The following is a 17,916-nucleotide window of genomic DNA, read 5'->3' as shown; positions in this document are numbered from 1 at the left end:
GCGACGCGGACAACGTCGTCACGAAACTCACTCGGGTAGGGCTTTGGCACAGCAACATCCTTCCAGGCCGCCCTCCCGGGCAAGCCAGATCAGATGCCACCTACCCGTGCAGCAGTCCCCAGGTTGTCGGAGGGCGTACCGCTCAACTCTCCGGTGCGCCCGTCATCGAGGACGCGCATCTTATCCGGCCGTCTGGTGCGTCGACGCTGGGTGGATGAATCCGTCAGCCACGCACTAGCGATCGCGCCGCACAACTTCCTGGAAGACCTCATCGCGCCCGAAGTCATACGGAGGAAAGAAGGAGCTCATCAGAGCACCGGCCATCGGCACTCTTCTGCGGGTCGCCAACGCCACCGCGAGCAGCGCCTGAAGACACGCGCGGTGCCTCAGTACGATTCAGTATCACTCGCGCGATGGCAACGCTGGGCCAGGGCGCGGTCGCGCTAAGGTGTGCCCATGCTTCGCGTGTCGCACTACGAGAGTGACTACGTCGATTTCGCATTGATGCGAAAGCCCGGTGATCCGGCCTGGCGACGCCCGCAGGTCGGTGCACTAGCCGCGATCTCAAGTCAATGGACGCTGGAACCAGAAGAAAGATTGCTTGTCTCGATCCCCACCGGATCGGGAAAGACTGCGATAGCGACTGCGCTTCCGTATTTAGCAAGGGCTAAGAGGACGCTCGTTGTAGTGCCAAGTACGGAGCTTAGGGGTCAGTTGAGCGCGGCTTTTCGCAGTCAACAGGATCTCCTGGCCGTGGGAGCACTCAATCGTGCGAGTCCTGGACCGATCGTTGAGGAGGTGAAAGGACGCAACATTGACTGGTCTCGTCTCCAGCAAGTCGACGTTGTCGTAGCGCTCCCCAACTCGATCAGTCCAGACCACATGGATGAAGCGGACCTTCCTGATCCAGGACTCTTCGATCTCCTCATCATCGACGAAGCCCATCACGCGCCCGCTAAAACGTGGCGGGCAATCCTCGACCACTTTCCTAGCGCTCGAGCGGTCCTGCTCACGGCGACGCCGCGCCGCGCTGACGGAAAGCTTCTACCGGGAACGCATGCCTATCACTTTCCGCTGCGCGCGGCAATTGCCGACGGTATCTTCCACTCGGTGCTTCCGCGGGTACTTGAACTCGGGTCGCCAATCACGGACGAGGCAAAGGATGAGGCGATCGCAGCGGAGGTTGCCAGCCAGTTGTCCCTCGCTGAACATGCGACGAGCGTCGCTCTGATACGTGTGAACACCGTCGCGCGTGCTGGAGTCGTCCAGGCGATCTATGCAAGGAAGGGAGTAGACGCCCAGGTACTCATCGGCTCGACATCGATTGCAGATCGCGAGGATATTCTCAGCGGTTGGCGCGCGGGCAGGATCCGCGCGGTTGTCGCAGTGGACATGCTGGGCGAGGGGGTGAATGTTCCAAACCTGCGGATCGTTGGCTATCACGATAAGCACAAGTCGACACCGGCCACTATGCAGTTCATTGGGCGCCTCGCACGCGCGAATGCGGAGTACCCGCAGCAGTCCGTCCTGGTCACCGTCCATGACGAAGATGTCTACCCAGTTCTTCAGGGGGCGCTACGCGAGCTGTACCGCGAAGACGCTGACTGGGCGACGATACTCCCCACCCTGATCGATGAGGAGATTGAGCGTGAGCGGCGAGACCGGGAGTACCTCAGCGCGTTCGACGATCCGCCGGAGAGCTTCGACCTGGCGGCCGTCAAGCCGCTGACGCGCGCAGTGCTGCTGGAGGTGCCGCGTGGGGTTCCGTTCGACCCCGGGTTTGGAGAAGGAGTGCCGGACGGTCTGCAGGCAGGTCAACGCCTTCTGGGGCGGCACATTGCATACGCTGGCCTCAACCAACACGCAACACAGTTGGTGATCATTACGTCTGAGACTGAGAAGCCCAAATGGTACTCAGGCACCGAACTCACCCGAAGCGTCTTCGAGCTAGCCGTTGTGAGCTGGCAGAAGAGCGCAGACATCAACCGCTCTCATCTCCTGCTACTCAACGCGCAAGATCTAGGACTCCTCAACGCGATCCGAGAGATTCTCGATCCATCGAATATGCTGAGGAACGGCAATCCTGGGTTCCTCCAGGAGGCATTTGACAGCGTGGAGCGTCTATCAGTCTCCTCGGTGGGCGTACGAAACACTTTCGCGGCCGTGCCCGGCACGCCAGCCTATGCAACGTTCGCAGGAAGTGGGATCGATCGAGGCCTACGTGAAGCCGACACGAACGGACGAGGGCTTGGCCACGCGATGGCCCAAGTTCGAGTCGACTCAGGCCAGGCAACCACGGCAGGTCTTGCTGTGAACAAATCAAAGTACTGGGAGACTCGATACTTAGGACTGCGCGACTACGAAGCCTTCGCGGTCGATCTCGCCCGCCGCTATTGGTTCCCGAGACCCACCGAATCGGGCCCACTGTTACCCAACGTCTCGAAGGGTGCGAGAACCGACGAGTTCCATCCTCCAGTCATTGCTGTGGAATTGAACCCAGCACTTCTGGGGGCCTCATACACGCTCCCGGACGGGTGTCCGATCGAGGAACTGGAGATTGCGCCGCTGGCAGACCGGGAGGCCACGCAGAGCCAAGTCTTTCTCCGGGTTTATGACCCGCGGGACGAGGGCATTGATGTGTGGACTGCCGAGATGACGGTGACCGGCAAATTCACTACCCTGGGCGGGTCGGAAGAGCTCCACCGCGGAATGGGCAACTCAACGACGTTCAATCTGCTGTTCGAAGCGCATCCGCCCCTCATATATTTCGGCGATGGGCGGAGCACGATGGGGCCTGTCACCTTTCAACCGCCCCGAACGGGATCATTTCTTCCTGACGTTGATCTCGTGCCGAGTAGCTGGGAAAGCGTTGACATCACGAGAGAAACACCTCGACCAAATCGAACCGACTCGATTCACGAATGGGTCCAGGAGACTCTCGTGGAAGTGACACCCGAGCCCGGCGCATCGAGATGGGTGTTGCACAACGATGGAGGAGGCGAGATCGCGGATCACGTCGTCATCCAAAGGAATCTCGGTGGCCGGATGTCGATCGAGCTCTGGCACTCGAAGCCATCGTCTAACTCAACGCCAGGGGCGCGGGTCACGGATATGGAAGTGGTCACGCAGCAGGCCGCGAAGAGTCGACGTCATCTCACAGACCGACAGCTGTGGAACCGAATCGGACGCCGATTGACTGGTGCCGAGTCACCACGTCTCACCGTTCTGGCAGGGGACCGAGAAGACCTCCTTGCCCTCTGTGGCCTGTTTCCCGAGCGTCCGGATGAGTCGATCGCTGCACGAGCCCCACACCTCAACTCCAAGATCGTCATCGTGCAGCCCGGATTGAGCGTCCAACGGCTTCGAGAGGACCTCCGTGCGGGGACTATCTCGGCCGGGCAAGTACGAGAGTTCTTGGTCTTCTTCCACAATGCGGTCGGCGGGCTCGCTCGCACCGAGGTTCGGTGCTCATCCTGACTCGTACGCCCGCGAACGGGACCCAGCGTCGCCTCGTCTGCGTTACATCGGGCTGCAAGTTCGAGGCTCTCGCGCCGACCACAAACCCATCTCAATCCTACGTAGCGGACCGTTGATAACCGGCTACACTCGGATCAAGCGAACCGCCCGGTTCCCTGTAAACACAAGGGAGTCCGCGAGTTCCCGAGACGATCGGCGGAGACCGGAAATCAACCGGATCCTCCAAGGGGTCGCAGGTTCAAATCCTGTCAGCCCGACAAATGAAGGGCCAGACGGCGTCAGCCGTCTGGCCCTTTCTTGTCGGTGCTCACGGGATCCTGGGAGGTGGGAACGCCCGGGCGAACGACGATCCGGTGTGAAGACTGGTTTTGCCAGTCCGTCCCGTGCCTCCGCGTGCAGCGCGACATCGCCTCTCGTCAGCGTGCCGCGAAGAACACCGGCTCATTGAACCAGCCGGCCTGCACCGACCAGGTGGCCCCGGCCTCATCCTGAGCGCCGACGGGGATCGCCATGGTGACGTTGCCGGTGCCGGAGGCGCCGTCGTACAACTCGCCGAGGTCGGAGAGGTCACCCGGGCCCACCACGAAGCTCGTGGACTCGTCGTAGCTGTTGCCGGATGCCGTCACGAACGTGACGTCGATATCGAGCCACAGGTTGCTCGTCTCGGCGCCGTGGTAGGTGGCCGTGACCGGCACGATCACGTAGGCGAGACCGTCCGGAGCCGGATCGTTGAACATGTTCTCGGCCGCAACGGAATCGTCGGCGTTGAACGTCGGAGCCCCAAGCGTCACGTCCCAGGACTCGCCCCGGTCGCCAATGGTGGTGGTCGTCCCGATAGCGCCGGGACTCGTGCGGGTGAAGTCCGGGGCGTCCGCGGGCGCGGTCGTCGGGCCGGTCGCCGTGGCCGGGTCCGTCGGTTCGACGACGGGACCTGGGTCTACAGCGTCCGCGGCGGTCTGCACCGACTCGTTCTCGGCCTGGAGCGCCTCGTTCGCCGAGAGCAACTCATTGTTCTCGCGCGAGAGCTGGGCGTTCTCCTCCTCCAGTGCGGCGAGCTCGGTCGAGGAGTCGGTGCCGCCGGAGGCGCCGACGCTCACACCGACGAACAGCGCAAGGGCGCCGACGACCGTCGGGAGAAGCCACCCGTGCCGCTTCTTGGGCGTCCCGGCAGTAGGCGGCGCGCCGGTGGGGCCGTGGAGCGTCCCGGAGCCGCCGTACGACGAGCCTGTCTCGGACCGGCGGGGCGGCGGTGCGGTCGGATACGCACCCGGACCGGGCGGCGGTGCGAACGCGCTCGGCGGCGGGGGCTGACCGTATCCAGGTGGTGGGGTGCTCAAGGTGCTGTATTCCTCGTCCTACGTCGGCCGCTCGTCGCGCGCCGATCTGCCGTCGTTCCTTGATGGTCGAGGCGCGCCGTGAGCGAGCATCGACACTTGCCTCTCATCTCCTCCTATCGGCGGCGGTGCGGTGATCGTTAGCGGCATCCGGCTCGCGCTCGGGCCACGAAGGCAACTACGACATCACCTTGCGAGAAGACGGGACCGTCTACTTCACCACCCCGACGGCCGGATCCTCACCCCGTGCCCGCACCCTCGCGCGAGCGGGCGCCGCTGCCGCGGGCTTCCCGAGATCACCGCCAGCCACGCTTCCGCGGAAGCGCCCGAGACCGCCGCCAGCAACGCTTCCTCGCAAACACCGGAGATCGACGCCACCCACCCCCTGACTCCCATCGGCGGCGGCCCGCTGCACTTCGTGGACGCCGCCAGCACCGTCATGGGCAACTGGCACATCCACCAACAGAACGCACAGGCCGCAGCGAGCCGATCTGGCGAGGCGAAGACCAACCCTCCGACCGAAGCGAGCAACACGCGCTCCGCCGCCTGAGGTCCGTCGATAGCCCGACGCGTCAGCAGGTCGTCGCCAGATCCTGGCCGACTCGGAGGCGTGCTCGAGCGGAGCCGGGTCCGGACTTGCCTCGACCTCCTACCCTTGAGGAATGGCCTTGAAGGAGATCCTGGACCTGGAGCACGAGGGCTGGACGTCGTTGTGTGAGAGCCGCGGCGCCGATTTCTACGGCCGGCTCATGACCGAGGATGCGGTGATGGTCCTCGCCCATGGCTTCGTGCTCGACCGGGACGCAGTCGTTGCTTCGCTCAACGACGCACCACCGTGGCTCGAGTATCACCTCAGTGACGAACGCCTGATCACTCTCGACGACCGCACGGTCGCCCTGGTCTACACCGGCCGCGCCTCCCGGGGCCCGGACGAACCTGAGTTCCACGCTCTGATGTCGAGCGTGTACACGCGGCAGGGCGACGCGTGGCGACTCGCCCTCTACCAGCAGACCCCCATCCCCGACCACCAGTAGGTCGGACGATCCCGCCGAGCGCGGTCTCGAGAGCTTCGACCCGATCCCGCAGGTTCGCGCGGGTGGAGGGTGGTGCGCTGCGCTGAGGTGCGGCACCACAGTCTGGGCATATTGAACAGAGGGCTCAATTGTGGTGTCCTGTCGGTCACCAGTGAAGCCAAGTGGCTCTAGCCATATTGAGTATCCTGTGCCAGGATCCAGGTTCCGCACTGTCAACGACGACGCTGGTCGGCGGTTGCCGACCGTCAGGAGCACGAGAACATGAAGCCGAAGAAGGTCACGGTCACCGCAGCCGCCGCCATCGTCACCTGCCTCGCGCTGGCCGCACCGGCCGCCGCCGAGCCGTCCGGGCAGGCGTCGTCGAGGCGTACGCAGATCGATCGTGCGGTCGCCACGTACGAGGCCATGCAGCAGTACCTGTACGTCGACGACGGCTCCAGCCTGTACCTCGAGCGCTACCCGCTCGGAGCGGAGGACCGTGAGTACTCCTACGAGTGGCCGTTCTCGCAGGCGCACATCGCCACGCTCGACCTCACCGGGATGGCCGGCCGGGAGGGGCGGTTGTACGGGGATGACCTGGCCGACCGCGAGGTCGGCCAGGAACGCTACTGGAACGCCGGCGGTGGCTCCACCGGCCTACCGGGCTACGACTCCTACCCGCGCGCGCCCTACGGCGGTGGCGGCGATATGTTCTACGACGACAACGAGTGGGTTGCCCTCGCGGACGTGCAGCAGTACCTGGCCACCGGGGACGACGCGGCGCTGGCCCGGGCGGCCGACATCTTCGAACTCGTCGTCTCCGGTTGGGACACCGACCCCTCGCACGCGGCACCCGGTGGCGTGTTCTGGACGCAGGCGCCGTGGAGCACCGACCGCAACACGGTCTCGACGATGCCGGGCGCGCAGCTCGGGGTCCGGCTCTACCTGATCACCGGCGAGGAGCGGTACCTGGACTGGGCACTGCGATTCGTCGAGTGGACCGATCAGTACCTCCTCGCCCCGAACGGCCTCTACTGGGACAACATCAAGCTCGACGGGACCATCGACGAACGCCACTACTCCTACAACCAGGGTGTGCCGATCGGGACCTACACGCTCCTGTACGAGGCGACCGGTGACGAGCAGTATCTCGCCCGGGCGGAGGCGATCGCGGCCGCCTCGTACACCTACTTCGTCGAAGAGGACCGGCTGCACGACCACGAGATCTTCTTCAACTCGATCTACTTCAAGAACCTGCTGCTCCTGGAGTCCGTGACCGGTGGCCACACCTACCGCGCCGCGATGCAGGACTACGCCGACCACCAGTGGAACGAGGTACGGGACCCGGAGACCGGCCTGTTCCCGGTCGGCGGCAGCGCCACCGAGCTGCTCGACCAGGCCGCGATGGTGCAGATCTACGCCACGCTGGCCTGGCCGAACGGGCGCGTGTCGATCCTCTACTGATCGCGTCGAGCGCCGCTGCCACGGGGGAGCGCGGAGCCGAGTCGGTCCCACGCGCCCCCGTGGTCAGACGCTGATCCCGACGTACTTGGTCTCGAGGAACTCGTCGATGCCGAGGAAGCCGCCCTCGCGGCCGAGCCCGGACTCCTTGATCCCGCCGAACGGGGCGGCCGGGTTCGAGACCACACCCTGGTTGAGGCCGACCATGCCGGCCTCGAGTGCCTCGCTGACCCGGATCCCGCGGGCGAGGTCGCGCGTGTAGGCGTAGGACACCAGCCCGAACGGGGTGTCGTTGGCCATCGCGATGGCCTCCTCCTCGGTGTCGAACGGAGTGATCGCGGCGACGGGTCCGAAGATCTCGGTGCTGGCCATATCGGCCTCGGAGGGCACCCCGGTGAGCACGGTCGCGGGGTAGTAGTGGCCGGGCCGGTCGACCGGCTCGCCACCGGTGCGCACGCTCGCGCCCCGCCCGACGGCGTCGGAGACCAGGGCGTGGACCTTGTCCACGGCGTCGGCGTTGATCAGCGGTCCCACGACGACGCCGTCCTCGACCCCGCGGCCCATCGGCAGCTCGCGCATCCTCGCGGTGAGCCGGTCGGCGAACTCGTCGGCGACGCCGCGCTGCACGAGGATCCGGTTCGCGGCGGTGCAGGCCTGCCCGATGTTGCGCATCTTCGCGAGCATGGCGCCGTCGACGGCGGCGTCGAGGTCGGCGTCCTCGAAGACGAGGAACGGTGCGTTGCCACCCAGCTCCATCGAGGTTCGCATCACCGTGCGGGCGCACAGTTCGAGCAAGTGCTTGCCCACCGGCGTGGACCCGGTGAACGAGAGCTTGCGCGAGCGCGGGTCGAGGATCAGCGGCGTCATCACCTCGTCCGTGCGGCTCGTGGTCACCACGTTGACGACCCCGTCGGGCAGGCCGGCCCGCACGAGGATGTCGACCAGCGCCAACGTGGACAGCGGGGTCTGACTGGCCGGCTTGATGACGCTGGTACAGCCGGCCGCGATCGCCGGGCCGATCTTGCGGGTGCCCATCGCCATCGGGAAGTTCCACGGGGTGATCAGGATGCTCGGACCGACGGGCTGGCGGCTCACGAGGAACCGGGAGCCACCGGCGGGCGCGGTCATGTACCCGCCGTCGATGCGGACGGCCTCCTCCGCGAACCAGCGCAAAAACTCGGCGGCATACGCCACCTCGCCACGAGACTCGGCGAGCGGCTTGCCCATCTCGAGGGTCATGATCAGCGCGAGTCGGTCCGTCTGCTCCATGATCAGCCGGTATGCCCCGGAGAGGATCTCGCTGCGTTCGCGCGGGGCGGTGGCCGCCCAGCCGGCCTGTGCCTCGGCGGCGGCGGCCAGGGCGGCGAGGGCGTCGTCGTGGCCGGCGTCGGCCACCTCGCACAACGTCTCGCCGGTCGAGGGATCCTCGACGCCCATGGTCGGCGAGGTCTGTCGCCAGTCGCCCCCGATGAACAGGCCGGTGGGCACCGACGCGATCGCCTCCCGCTCGGTCGCCGCGCGGGTGTCTGTCGAATCCATGGTCTGCTCCTTGCCGATAGCGGGCGACTCCATGCTCGTGCCTCCTTGCCGATCGCACCATCCTAGAAGTATTGTCAACAATCCGACAACGATGCGAGGAGGGTCCGATGGCGGCACTGTCCCCACACCTGCGGCAGGCAACGCCGGTCGTGGTCGATCACGCCCACGGCTGTGAGGTCTTCGACGCCGACGGGCGGCGCTACCTGGACTTCACCGCCGGTATCGGCGTGACGAGCACCGGGCACTGTCACCCGCGGGTGGTCGCCGCCGTCCAGGAACAGGCCGCCAGGCTCATCCACGGCCAGTACACGACGGTGATGCACCGCCCGCTCCTCGACCTGGCCGAGCGCCTCGGCGGCGTGCTTCCGGACGGCCTGGACTCGGTGTTCTTCGCGAACTCCGGCAGCGAGGCGGTCGAGGCGGCCCTGCGGCTGGCGCGGCAGGTCACCGGGCGGCCCAACGTCGTCGTGTTCCACGGTGGCTTCCACGGCCGTACCGTGGCTGCCGCGTCCATGACCACCTCGGGCACCCGCTTCTCGGCTGGGTTCTCCCCGCTCATGGCCGGCGTGCACATCGCCCCGTTCCCGACCGCCTACCGCTACGGCTGGACCGAGGAGGAGGCGACCGCCTTCGCCCTGCAGGAACTCGACTACCTCTTCGCCACCGTCACCTCCCCGCACGAGACGGCCGCGCTGCTCGTCGAACCGGTCCTCGGGGAGGGCGGGTACGTACCCGGGAACACCGCGTTCTTCCGGGGCCTGCGCGAGCGTGCCGATCGGTACGGGATCCTCCTGGTCCTCGACGAGATCCAGACCGGCTTCGGCCGGACCGGCCGGTTCTTCGGCCACGAGCACTTCGGCGTGCGCCCGGACGTGATCACGATCGCGAAGGGTCTGGCCTCCGGTTTCCCACTCTCCGGCATGGTCACCTCGGCCGACCTGATGAGCAGCGCATGGCCGGGCTCGCAGGGCGGTACCTACGGCGGCAACGCCGTCGCCTGCGCCGCGGCCCTGGCCACCCTCGATGTGATCGAGGACGAGGGCCTCGTCGACAACGCCGCCCGGCGGGGGGAGGAACTCCTCGCGGGCGCACGGCAGCGCGCGAGCAGCGCCGTGGGCGATGTCCGCGGGCTCGGTCTCATGGTGGGCTCGGAGTTCACCACGCCCGACGGCGGCCCGGACGGTCCGCGCGCCGCCGCCGCCCAGCAGCTCGCCTCGAGCAAGGGACTGCTGATGCTCACCTGTGGGGCCCACATGAACGTCGTGCGGATGATCCCGCCGCTGGTCGTCACCGCCGACGAGGTCGACGAAGGCCTGCGAATCTGGTCCGATGTCCTGGCCGAGGTCTGAGAAGGGAGCCGGCTCGTGGCGCGATTCATCACCATCACCCTGGAACTGCGCGGCGTGACCTGCCGGGCGCGGCTGCTCGACGGCGATGCGCCGGCGACCAGCCAGGCCGTGTGGGAGGTGTTGCCGCAGTCCGGGGACGCGGTGCACGCCAAGTTCGCCCGCAACGAGGTGTACGCCCTCCTCCCGCGGATCACCGCCGCCCCGCGACGCGAGAACCCGACGGTGACGCCGATCCCGGGCGACGTGTGCCTGTTCGACTTCGAGGCCTGGGAGATCGGGAACCCCGCCTTCGGGTACGAGCCCGGTTCGGCCGCGTACTCCGAGCAGGGCGCCACGGACCTGGCCATCTTCTACGCCCGCAACAACCTATTGATCAATGGGGATGTCGGCTGGGTGCCCGGGAACGTCTTCGGCGCCATCGAGGAGGGCCTGGCCCCGATGGCGGCGGCCTGCAACGACATCTGGCGCAACGGGTTCGCGGGGGAGCGGCTCACGTTCGCCCGCGCCTGAGGCATCAGCCGAGCAGCCACTCGACGAACCGGCCGACGGCCAGGACCAGGTCGTCCGAGTGCCGCGGCCCGACGATCTGCAGCCCGACCGGCAGTCCGGCCGCGGTGCGGCCCACCGGCACGCTGATCGCCGGCTGCTGGGTGAGATTGAACGGGAAGCTCAACGCCGCCCACTGCGGCCAGCTCCGCAGGCCGCTGCCCGGCGGCACCTCATGCCCGACGGCGAACGGCGGCACAGCGACCGCCGGCGTCAGAAGCAGGTTGTGGATCTCGTGGAAGGCGCCCATCGCGATGCCGACGGACGCGGCCACCGCCCGGGCCTCGAGGTAGTCCACGGCGCTGATCTGCTCGCCCGCGTCCCAGACCCGGGCCAGTCCAGGGTCGACGGTCTCCCGTGCCCCAGGCATCCGGCGCAGCAGCGTGGCCGCGCCGCTCGCCCAGAGCGTCTCGAACGCCTCGAGCGGGTCGGTGAAACCCGGGTCGGCGGCGGTGACCTGGATGCCGGCCTCGTCCAGCCGCGCGACCACGTCGTCGACGATCCGGGCGACCTCGTCGTCCACCGGCACGTAGCCGAGGTCCCGGGAGTAGGCGACGTGGATCCCGGTGACCTCGCGGTTGAACTCACCGCGGAAGGTCAGATGCGGCGGCTCGGCCGACGTCGGGTCCCGATGGTCCGGCAACGCGATGATGTCCATGAGCAGCGCCGCGTCCTCCACCGTGCGGGTCATCGGACCGGCGTGTGCGAGCGGACCGAACGGGCTCGCCGGATACATCGGCACGCGCCCGTAGGTGGGCTTGAAACCGACGATCCCGCAGAACGAGGCGGGGATCCGGATGCTCCCGCCGCCGTCCGTGCCCACCGCACACGGGCCCATCCCGGCGGCCACCGCGGCCGCTGCACCGCCGGAGGAGCCCCCGGCCGTCAGTGCCGGGTCGGCCGGGTTGCGCGTGATGCCGGTCAACGGGCTGTCGGTGACGGCCTTCCACGCGAGCTCCGGGGTGGTCGTCTTGCCGACGAAGACCATGCCGTCGGCCCGCAGGCGGGAGGCGACGGGGGAGTCCTCCGCCCAGGCACCACCAGGGTCGACCGCGCGGGAACCGCGCAACGTGGGCCACCCCTCGGTGAGGAACACGTCCTTGATCGAGACCGGGACGCCGTCGAGCAGGCCCTTGGCGTACCCGGCGCGCCAGCGCGCCTCGGACTGGGCCGCCTGCTCGAGGCTCGTCTCGGCGTCCACGAGGCAGAACGCGTTCAGCTCACCGTCGCGCGCCTCGATCCGGTCGAGGACGGCGGTCGTGGCCTCGACGGGGGAGAGGTCACCGGCGCCGTAGGCGGTGACGAGTTCGACGGCGGTCATCTCGGTCGGTTCCACGGTCAGCTCCCCGGTACGTAGCCCAGCGACTTGTCGACGACGTTGCGCAGCGGCAGCCCCTGCCGCCACAGGTCGAAGTTCTCGGCGAACAGGCGCACGAGCTCCTCGCGCCAGCCGACCACGTCGCCGGAGTGATGCGGGGTGATCAGCACGCCGGGCAGGTCCCAGAGCGGGTGCCCGGCCGGCAAAGGCTCCGGATCGACCACATCGAGCGCGGCCCCGGCGAGGGAGCCGCGACGGAGGGCCTCGACCAGGTGGTCGGTGCGGACGAGCTCGCCCCGGCCGACATTGACGAACCGGGCGCCCGGTCGCATCGCCGCGAAGGCGTCGGCGTCGAACATCCCGCGGGTGGTGTCGGTCAGCGGCGCGGCTGCGACCACCCAGTCCGCGCGGGCGAGCTCGGCCGGCAGGTCCGTCGGCGCGCAGACGGTGCCGAAGTCGGGGTCGTCGGTGCGGGCCCGACGCCCGGCCCCGCGTACCCGGATCCCGCCGGCGCGCAACAGGCGTGCGATCGCCCGGCCGATCGGCCCGGTGCCGACGACCAGCGCGCTCGAGCCGGCGATCCGTTCGGACTCCCGGTGTTCCCAGCGGTGCTCCTGCTGGAGCCGGACGGAGCGGGGCAGGTCCTTGGCCAGGGCAAGCACCTGCCCGAGGACGTACTCGGCGATGGGCTCCTCGAACACCCCGCGTGAGTTCGTCACGGTGACGTCGGAGTCCCGCACGGCGGGGGTCAGGAACGGGTCGACGCCGGCGGCTGCGACGTGCAGCCAGCGCACGGAGCCCGCCGCGTGCCAAGCGCCCGGGACCGCGCCGCTGAGGAAGTGGTAGGCGAACAGCACGTCGGCGTCGCGAAGTGCCCGGGCCAGCTCGGTCTCGTCTGCGTAGCGGATCTCCGCCCGCCCGCGCAGCGGTGCCAGTCCGGCCCCTGGGGGCAGCCGCCCGTCGTGGAGGACCACGACAACGGGCTGGCTCGGCACATTGACAACGTAGGAGCGGGCCCTAGTATTGTCAACAATCTGATGATCCGGCAGCACGAGAGTAGGCCCGGGTTTGGAGCTGACGAGCGCGGAGTTCGAGGGGCCACTCGCCCAGCGCGGCATCGGCATCATCGCGCCCTTCGACCTGGCCCTGGAACGAGAGCTGTGGCGCTGGGCCCCGCTCGAGGTCAGTTTCCACCTGGCCCGGACACCGTTCGAGCCGGTCGCCGTCAGCCTCGAGATGGCCGAACTCGTCTCCGAGCGCCGGCACCTGCAGCAGGCCACCCGGGACGTGCTGGGGGTCGAGCCGGAGGTCGTGGCCTACCTGTGCAGCTCGGGCAGCTTCATCCGGGGCTACGCCTACGAAGCCCTGTTGCAGGCCGCGATCCGGGAGGCGGGTGCTCCCCAGGCGGTGACGACCTCCGGCGCGCTCGCCGAGGCGGTGCGCGAACTCGGGCTGACCCGGATGTCGGTGATCACGCCCTACGACGCCGCGCTGACCGAGCGGCTGGGCGACTTCCTCGGCGAACTCGGGGTCACCGTCCTGCACTCCCAGTACCTCGGCCTCGGCGGCGGGATCTGGAAGGTCAACTACCGCACCGTCGCCGAGATGGTCATCGCGGCGGACGACCCGGCCGCGGAGGCCATCTTCATCTCCTGCACCAACCTGCCGACCTACGACATCATCGCCCCGCTCGAACGCGAGCTCGGCAAGCCGGTCCTGACCGCCAACCAACTCACCGTGTGGGCGTGTCTGGGCCGGATGGGGCTGCCGATGGTCGGGCCCGGTACGTGGCTGCGCGGTGTGTTCCAGGACGATCTCGAGCCGCCGCCGCTGCCGGAGGTCGCACAGCCCGAGGACCCCGCCGAGCCCCGCCACGAAGACGAGAGGAGCCTCCAGGAATGACGCCCCCCGCCCAGCCCGCCCCGACCGTGGGCATCATCTATCCCGACCACGCCGCGGAGGGGGACTACGCGATCGCCGCCCGGCTGCTCGAGGTCCGACTGCCGGTCGTGCACGTCTACGGCACGGACCTGCACGCGGTGCCGGAACTGCTGGATCTCGGCAGTCCCGAACGGCTCGCCGGGGGCGCCGCGCTGCTCGAGCCGCACGGCCCGACGTCGGTGATCTGGGCCTGCACGTCGGGCAGCTTCGTGTACGGCCCCGACGGGGCCAGGCGGCAGGCGGACCTGCTCGCCGAGTCCGCCGGCGTGCCGGCGTCGAGCACGAGTTTGGCCTACCTCGCCGCGCTCGCGGCACTCGGCCTCACCCGGGTGGCGGTCGCGGCCAGCTATCCCGACGGCGTCGCGCGCCTCTTCGTGGACTACCTGGCCGCCGCAGGGGTCGAGGTGGTCGCGATGTCCAGCGCCGGGATCCGAACGGCGGCCGAGGTCGGTGCCCTCGACGCGGACCAGGTGCGAACCCTCGCTGCCGAGCACGATCACCCCGACGCCCAGGCGCTGCTCGTGCCGGACACCGCGATGCGCACGCTCGAGGTGTTGCCCGACCTCGAGGCGCGGCTCGGCAAGCCGGTGTTGACGGCGAACCAGGTGACGGTCTGGGAGGGCCTGCGTCTGGCGGGGGTGCCGTCGCACGCCGCGAGCCTCGGGACCCTGTTCACGGGAGGTGCTGATCGTGCCGGTCGCTGACGTCACGCCCCGACGGCGCCAGTCGACGGTCGAGTACCTCGCCGACGAGTTGCGCTCCGCGATCATGACGGGGCGCCTGGCCCAGGGCGAGCAGCTCGGCGAGGCGGACCTCGCGGACCGCTTCGCCGTCTCCCGTGGGCCGTTGCGGGAGGCGATGCAGCGGCTCGTCTCGGAGGGCATCCTGCTCGGGATCCGCAACCGCGGCGTCTTCGTCCCGGTGCTCTCGCTCGAGGACGTGGCCGACATCTACCGCGCCCGCTCGGTCATCGAGCGGGGCGCGGTGGAACTCGTCATGAAGGCGGACCGTGGCGCCGCGTACCGCGCCCTCGGGCCGAGCGTGGAGGCGATGCGTTCGGCCGCAGCCCGGGGAAGCGCCTCGGCCGTCGCAGATGCGGACCATGCGTTCCACGAGGCACTGGTCGGTTGCTCGGGCAGCCCGCGCCTGATCCGGGCGATGCGCACGCTCGTCGTGGAGACCCGCATGTGCCTGGGCGAACTGGAGACGACCTATCCCGAGCTGGGTGCGCAGGTACGGGAGCACGAGGAGCTTCGTGACGCCGTCCGGGACGGCACGCCCACCGAGGCGAAACGCCTGCTGCGGGTCCACATGGACGACGCCGTCCGGCGCCTCGTGGAGAAACGGGCCCCGTCGGCGTCCTGAGGCGCCCTCCGGCGTGATCGCCGGCGCCGTTCCCGCCTCGGGTCAGGTGTCGAAGATCTCACGCCCCGGATAGTGGGGCTTGACCGAACGGTTGACGTACGCGCCGATCGACGGGGCCGCCAGCAGGTCCCGGTACACCGACGGCGGCACCATCGAGTACCGGTAGACGTCGCCGCTGCGGTACTCGATGTCGAGCTCGTTGGTGCCCGGGTCGTACCCGACGGCGGCTACCGCGCTCGACCTGACCGGCTTGCGTCTCACGGGCCCAGCCTGCGCCGTCCGGTGCCGCCGGGCAAGGCCCTCCGCGGCCCGATGGCTGCGGCGAGGCAGGTCGCGACGGCAGCCGGGTTGACGACCCGGCCTCCCACCCAATACGGTCTGGACCGTAACTCGATGGAGGGCGGAACAGCACGTGCGCGATCTCGACGAACTCGAGGACCGGCTCTCGGCGCCTCGTCCAGAACTCGTGGCGGACCTGCGGCGCCTGGACGGCGACCTGGTGGTGCTGGGCGCCGGCGGCAAGCTGGGTCCCAGCCTGGTCCGGCTCGCGGTGCGGGCGCTCGAGGCAGCCGGTACCGGCGCGAGGGTGTTCGCGGTCTCCCGCTACGGCTCCCCGGAGGCGCGTGCTGGCATGGCCGCGACCGGTGCGGAGGTGGTCGCCGCCGACGTGGCCGACGAGGACGCGCTCGCGGTCCTGCCGGACGCTGCCAACGTCGTCTACCTGGTCGGCGCGAAGTTCGGCAGCCACGGTCAGGAGGCCGCCACCTGGGCCACGAACGCCTATCTGCCCGGCCGGATCGCGCACCGCTACCGGGGCTCGCGGATCGTCGCGCTCTCCACCGGCAACGTCTACCCGTTGGTGCCGGTCTCCTCCGGCGGGTCCACCGAGCACAGCGACCTCGGCCCGGTGGGGGAGTACGCCATGTCCTGCCTGGGCCGCGAACGCGTCCTGTCGCACGTGGCGACCACCACAACCACCCCGACCGCACTGATCAGGCTGAACTACGCCGTCGAGATGCGCTACGGCGTGCTTGTGGACCTGGCCACCCAGATCATGAACGGCGAGGTGGTCGACGTGACCACCGGGTTCGCCAACGTGGTGTGGCAGGGGTACGCGAACGAGGTGACGCTGCGCTCGCTGCTGCACGTCGACGTGCCTCCGTTCGTGCTGAACCTGACCGGCCCGGAGACGATCTCGATCCGCAGCGTCGCGAGCCGGTTGGCGCACCGGCTCGGCCGGCCGGTCGAGTTCACAGGCACCGAGGCGCCGACCGCGCTGCTGTCCGACGCCTCCCGTTGCCACGGACTGTTCGGCTACCCGGACGTCACTCTGGAGGAACTGATCGCGCACACCGCGGCCTGGGTCGGCGGCGGCGGTCCGCTGCTGGGCAAGCCGACCAAGTTCCAACGCCGCGACGGGAAGTTCTGATGACGCACGCCGGCACCGAAGCGGCCCTGATCGCGCCAGGGACCTCCGACGCCCTGGCCCTGCTGCGCACCGGCACGGTCATCCCGGCCCACCCCCTCGCCCTGACCGAGGCCGGCAGCTTCGACGAGCGGCACCAGCGCGCACTCACCCGCTACCAGCTCGCGGCCGGCGTCGGCGGCGTGGCGGTCGGGGTGCATTCGACCGAGTTCGCGATCCGGGAGGCAGACGTAGGGCTGCTAGCGCCGGTCCTCGAACTCGCCGCCGAGACCGTGCGCGCCGAGGCCACCCGCACCACCATCCTGGTCGGCGGGGCCGTCGGGCCGACGGCGCAGGCCGTCTCCGAGGCGGAGCTCGCCGCCGGCCTGGGGTACCACGCCGTGCTGCTCTCGCCCGGTGGTCTGGCGGGGGCGAGCGAGGCGGACCTGGTGGCCCGCACCCGCGCGGTCGCCGAGGTCCTCCCGGTGATCGGCTTCTACCTCCAGCCGGCCGTCGGCGGCCGGGCCCTCAGCCAGCAGTACTGGCACGACATGGCCGCGATCGAGGGCGTGGTGGCGATCAAGGCGGCCCCGTTCGACCGGTACGCCACGCTGGACGTGCTGCGCGCCGTCGCCGACTGCGGCCGGGACGACCTGGTCGTCTACACCGGCAACGACGACTCGATCCTGCACGACCTGATCACCCCGCTGGGCTACCCCGACGGTGCCGGCGGACTGCGCAGCCTGTGGATGCGCGGTGGCCTGCTCGGGCAGTGGGCGGTCTGGACCCGGCGCGCCGTCGAGATGTTCGAACGCGTGCAGCGCCTGCGCGGCGGGGACGGCTCCGAACTGCCCGGCCTCCTGCGCCTCGCCCCCCAGCTCACCGACGCCAACTCCGCGGTCTTCGACGCCGCGAACGCCTTCCGCGGCTGCATCCCCGGCATCAAGGAGGTGCTGCGCCGGCAAGGTCTGCTCGACTCGATCCGCTGCCTGGACCCGGACGAGCAGCTCTCACCCGGCCAGGCCGCCGAGCTCGACCGGGTCACCGCCGCCTACCCGTGGCTCACCGATGACACATTCATCGCCGAGCACCGGGACGGCTGGCTGTCCTGACCCATCCGTCCCGGTCCCCGAGCGCGGTCGAGGGCCGGCGCCGGGCTCTCCGACAC

15 protein-coding genes are annotated in these 17,916 nt (G+C 69.0%); 10 read left to right on the top strand and 5 right to left on the bottom strand.

Features of this window, described 5'->3' with window-relative positions; all coding sequences use genetic code 11:
* The first annotated feature begins 456 nt into the window (after window positions 1-456).
* Window positions 457-3,477 carry a DEAD/DEAH box helicase gene (locus EXU48_RS14950; RefSeq protein WP_133108432.1) on the top strand — a complete coding sequence of 1,007 codons (3,021 nt, stop codon included), beginning with the start codon at window positions 457-459 and terminating at the stop codon, window positions 3,475-3,477.
* Window positions 3,478-3,893: 416 nt separating this feature from the next.
* Here the strand turns inward: EXU48_RS14950 and EXU48_RS14945 are convergent, their stop codons facing one another.
* Window positions 3,894-4,814 (bottom strand): cell division protein ZapB, encoded by a 921-nt coding sequence (locus tag EXU48_RS14945; protein ID WP_133108431.1) that lies wholly within the window; start codon window positions 4,812-4,814, stop codon window positions 3,894-3,896.
* A gap of 659 nt (window positions 4,815-5,473) precedes the next feature.
* Between EXU48_RS14945 and EXU48_RS14940 the strand changes: the two genes are divergently transcribed.
* Both EXU48_RS14940 and EXU48_RS14935 read left to right on the top strand, forming a co-directional pair.
* Window positions 5,474-5,845: a nuclear transport factor 2 family protein gene (locus EXU48_RS14940; RefSeq protein ID WP_133108430.1), complete on the top strand. Its 372-nt coding sequence runs from the start codon at window positions 5,474-5,476 to the stop codon at window positions 5,843-5,845.
* 261 nt (window positions 5,846-6,106) lie between these two features.
* Window positions 6,107-7,288: a glycoside hydrolase family 76 protein gene (locus EXU48_RS14935; RefSeq protein WP_207947752.1), complete on the top strand. Its 1,182-nt coding sequence runs from the start codon at window positions 6,107-6,109 to the stop codon at window positions 7,286-7,288.
* A 63-nt stretch (window positions 7,289-7,351) separates the two neighbouring features.
* On the opposite strand, the gene EXU48_RS14930 is transcribed toward EXU48_RS14935, so the two are convergent.
* The gene (locus tag EXU48_RS14930) at window positions 7,352-8,824 is read right to left on the bottom strand and encodes an NAD-dependent succinate-semialdehyde dehydrogenase (protein WP_133108491.1); all 1,473 of its coding nucleotides are present in this window, start codon (window positions 8,822-8,824) and stop codon (window positions 7,352-7,354) included.
* A 107-nt stretch (window positions 8,825-8,931) separates the two neighbouring features.
* Here EXU48_RS14930 and EXU48_RS14925 point away from each other — a divergent pair, with 107 nt between their 5' ends.
* Together EXU48_RS14925 and EXU48_RS14920 are read left to right on the top strand one after the other, a co-directional pair.
* Window positions 8,932-10,173: an aspartate aminotransferase family protein gene (locus tag EXU48_RS14925; protein WP_133108429.1), complete on the top strand. Its 1,242-nt coding sequence runs from the start codon at window positions 8,932-8,934 to the stop codon at window positions 10,171-10,173.
* A gap of 15 nt (window positions 10,174-10,188) precedes the next feature.
* On the top strand, window positions 10,189-10,683 hold the full coding sequence (locus tag EXU48_RS14920; RefSeq protein ID WP_133108428.1) for a DUF3830 family protein: 495 nt from the start codon (window positions 10,189-10,191) through the stop codon (window positions 10,681-10,683).
* Window positions 10,684-10,687: 4 nt separating this feature from the next.
* Here the strand turns inward: EXU48_RS14920 and EXU48_RS14915 are convergent, their stop codons facing one another.
* Both EXU48_RS14915 and EXU48_RS14910 read right to left on the bottom strand, forming a co-directional pair.
* Window positions 10,688-12,055, bottom strand: coding sequence for an amidase (locus tag EXU48_RS14915; protein WP_207947751.1), 1,368 nt, complete (start codon window positions 12,053-12,055; stop codon window positions 10,688-10,690).
* A 2-nt stretch (window positions 12,056-12,057) separates the two neighbouring features.
* The gene (locus EXU48_RS14910; RefSeq protein WP_133108427.1) at window positions 12,058-13,032 is read right to left on the bottom strand and encodes a D-2-hydroxyacid dehydrogenase; all 975 of its coding nucleotides are present in this window, start codon (window positions 13,030-13,032) and stop codon (window positions 12,058-12,060) included.
* Window positions 13,033-13,105: 73 nt separating this feature from the next.
* Between EXU48_RS14910 and EXU48_RS14905 the strand changes: the two genes are divergently transcribed.
* The 3 genes from EXU48_RS14905 to EXU48_RS14895 are packed head-to-tail and all read left to right on the top strand — an operon-like array spanning window position 13,106 to window position 15,343.
* A complete protein-coding gene (locus EXU48_RS14905) occupies window positions 13,106-13,939 on the top strand; it encodes a maleate cis-trans isomerase family protein (RefSeq protein WP_165962826.1) in 834 nt (277 codons plus the stop codon).
* Complete coding sequence (locus EXU48_RS14900; protein ID WP_133108426.1) at window positions 13,936-14,682, top strand: maleate cis-trans isomerase family protein; 747 nt, start codon at window positions 13,936-13,938, stop codon at window positions 14,680-14,682. Before EXU48_RS14905 ends, EXU48_RS14900 begins: the two co-directional genes overlap by 4 nt.
* Window positions 14,669-15,343 (top strand): GntR family transcriptional regulator, encoded by a 675-nt coding sequence (locus EXU48_RS14895; protein WP_133108425.1) that lies wholly within the window; start codon window positions 14,669-14,671, stop codon window positions 15,341-15,343. Before EXU48_RS14900 ends, EXU48_RS14895 begins: the two co-directional genes overlap by 14 nt.
* Before the next feature lie 42 nt (window positions 15,344-15,385).
* Here EXU48_RS14895 and EXU48_RS14890 read toward each other — a convergent pair whose 3' ends face one another.
* A complete protein-coding gene (locus EXU48_RS14890; protein WP_133108424.1) occupies window positions 15,386-15,604 on the bottom strand; it encodes a KTSC domain-containing protein in 219 nt (72 codons plus the stop codon).
* Between the two features lie 151 nt (window positions 15,605-15,755).
* On the opposite strand from EXU48_RS14890, the gene EXU48_RS14885 reads away from it, so the two are divergent.
* The gene (locus EXU48_RS14885; RefSeq protein WP_133108423.1) at window positions 15,756-16,772 is read left to right on the top strand and encodes an NAD-dependent epimerase/dehydratase family protein; all 1,017 of its coding nucleotides are present in this window, start codon (window positions 15,756-15,758) and stop codon (window positions 16,770-16,772) included.
* On the top strand, window positions 16,772-17,860 hold the full coding sequence (locus EXU48_RS14880; RefSeq protein WP_133108422.1) for a dihydrodipicolinate synthase family protein: 1,089 nt from the start codon (window positions 16,772-16,774) through the stop codon (window positions 17,858-17,860). Before EXU48_RS14885 ends, EXU48_RS14880 begins: the two co-directional genes overlap by 1 nt.
* Window positions 17,861-17,916: the final 56 nt, after the last annotated feature.

The organism is Occultella glacieicola (assembly GCF_004353825.1).
Classification (GTDB): Bacteria; Actinomycetota; Actinomycetes; order Actinomycetales; family Beutenbergiaceae; genus Occultella; species Occultella glacieicola.
This window is presented reverse-complemented; position numbering and strand designations above follow the sequence as displayed.

Excerpts from the sequence above, each read along its gene's own strand:
- EXU48_RS14950 (WP_133108432.1), top strand. The coding sequence starts at position 457 with ATGCTTCGCGTGTCGCACTACGAGAGTGACTACGTCGATTTCGCATTG.
- EXU48_RS14940 (WP_133108430.1), top strand. The coding sequence starts at position 5,474 with ATGGCCTTGAAGGAGATCCTGGACCTGGAGCACGAGGGCTGGACGTCG.
- EXU48_RS14935 (WP_207947752.1), top strand. The coding sequence starts at position 6,107 with ATGAAGCCGAAGAAGGTCACGGTCACCGCAGCCGCCGCCATCGTCACC.
- EXU48_RS14930 (WP_133108491.1), bottom strand. The coding sequence starts at position 8,824 with ATGGATTCGACAGACACCCGCGCGGCGACCGAGCGGGAGGCGATCGCG.
- EXU48_RS14925 (WP_133108429.1), top strand. The coding sequence starts at position 8,932 with ATGGCGGCACTGTCCCCACACCTGCGGCAGGCAACGCCGGTCGTGGTC.
- EXU48_RS14900 (WP_133108426.1), top strand. The coding sequence starts at position 13,936 with ATGACGCCCCCCGCCCAGCCCGCCCCGACCGTGGGCATCATCTATCCC.
- EXU48_RS14880 (WP_133108422.1), top strand. The coding sequence starts at position 16,772 with ATGACGCACGCCGGCACCGAAGCGGCCCTGATCGCGCCAGGGACCTCC.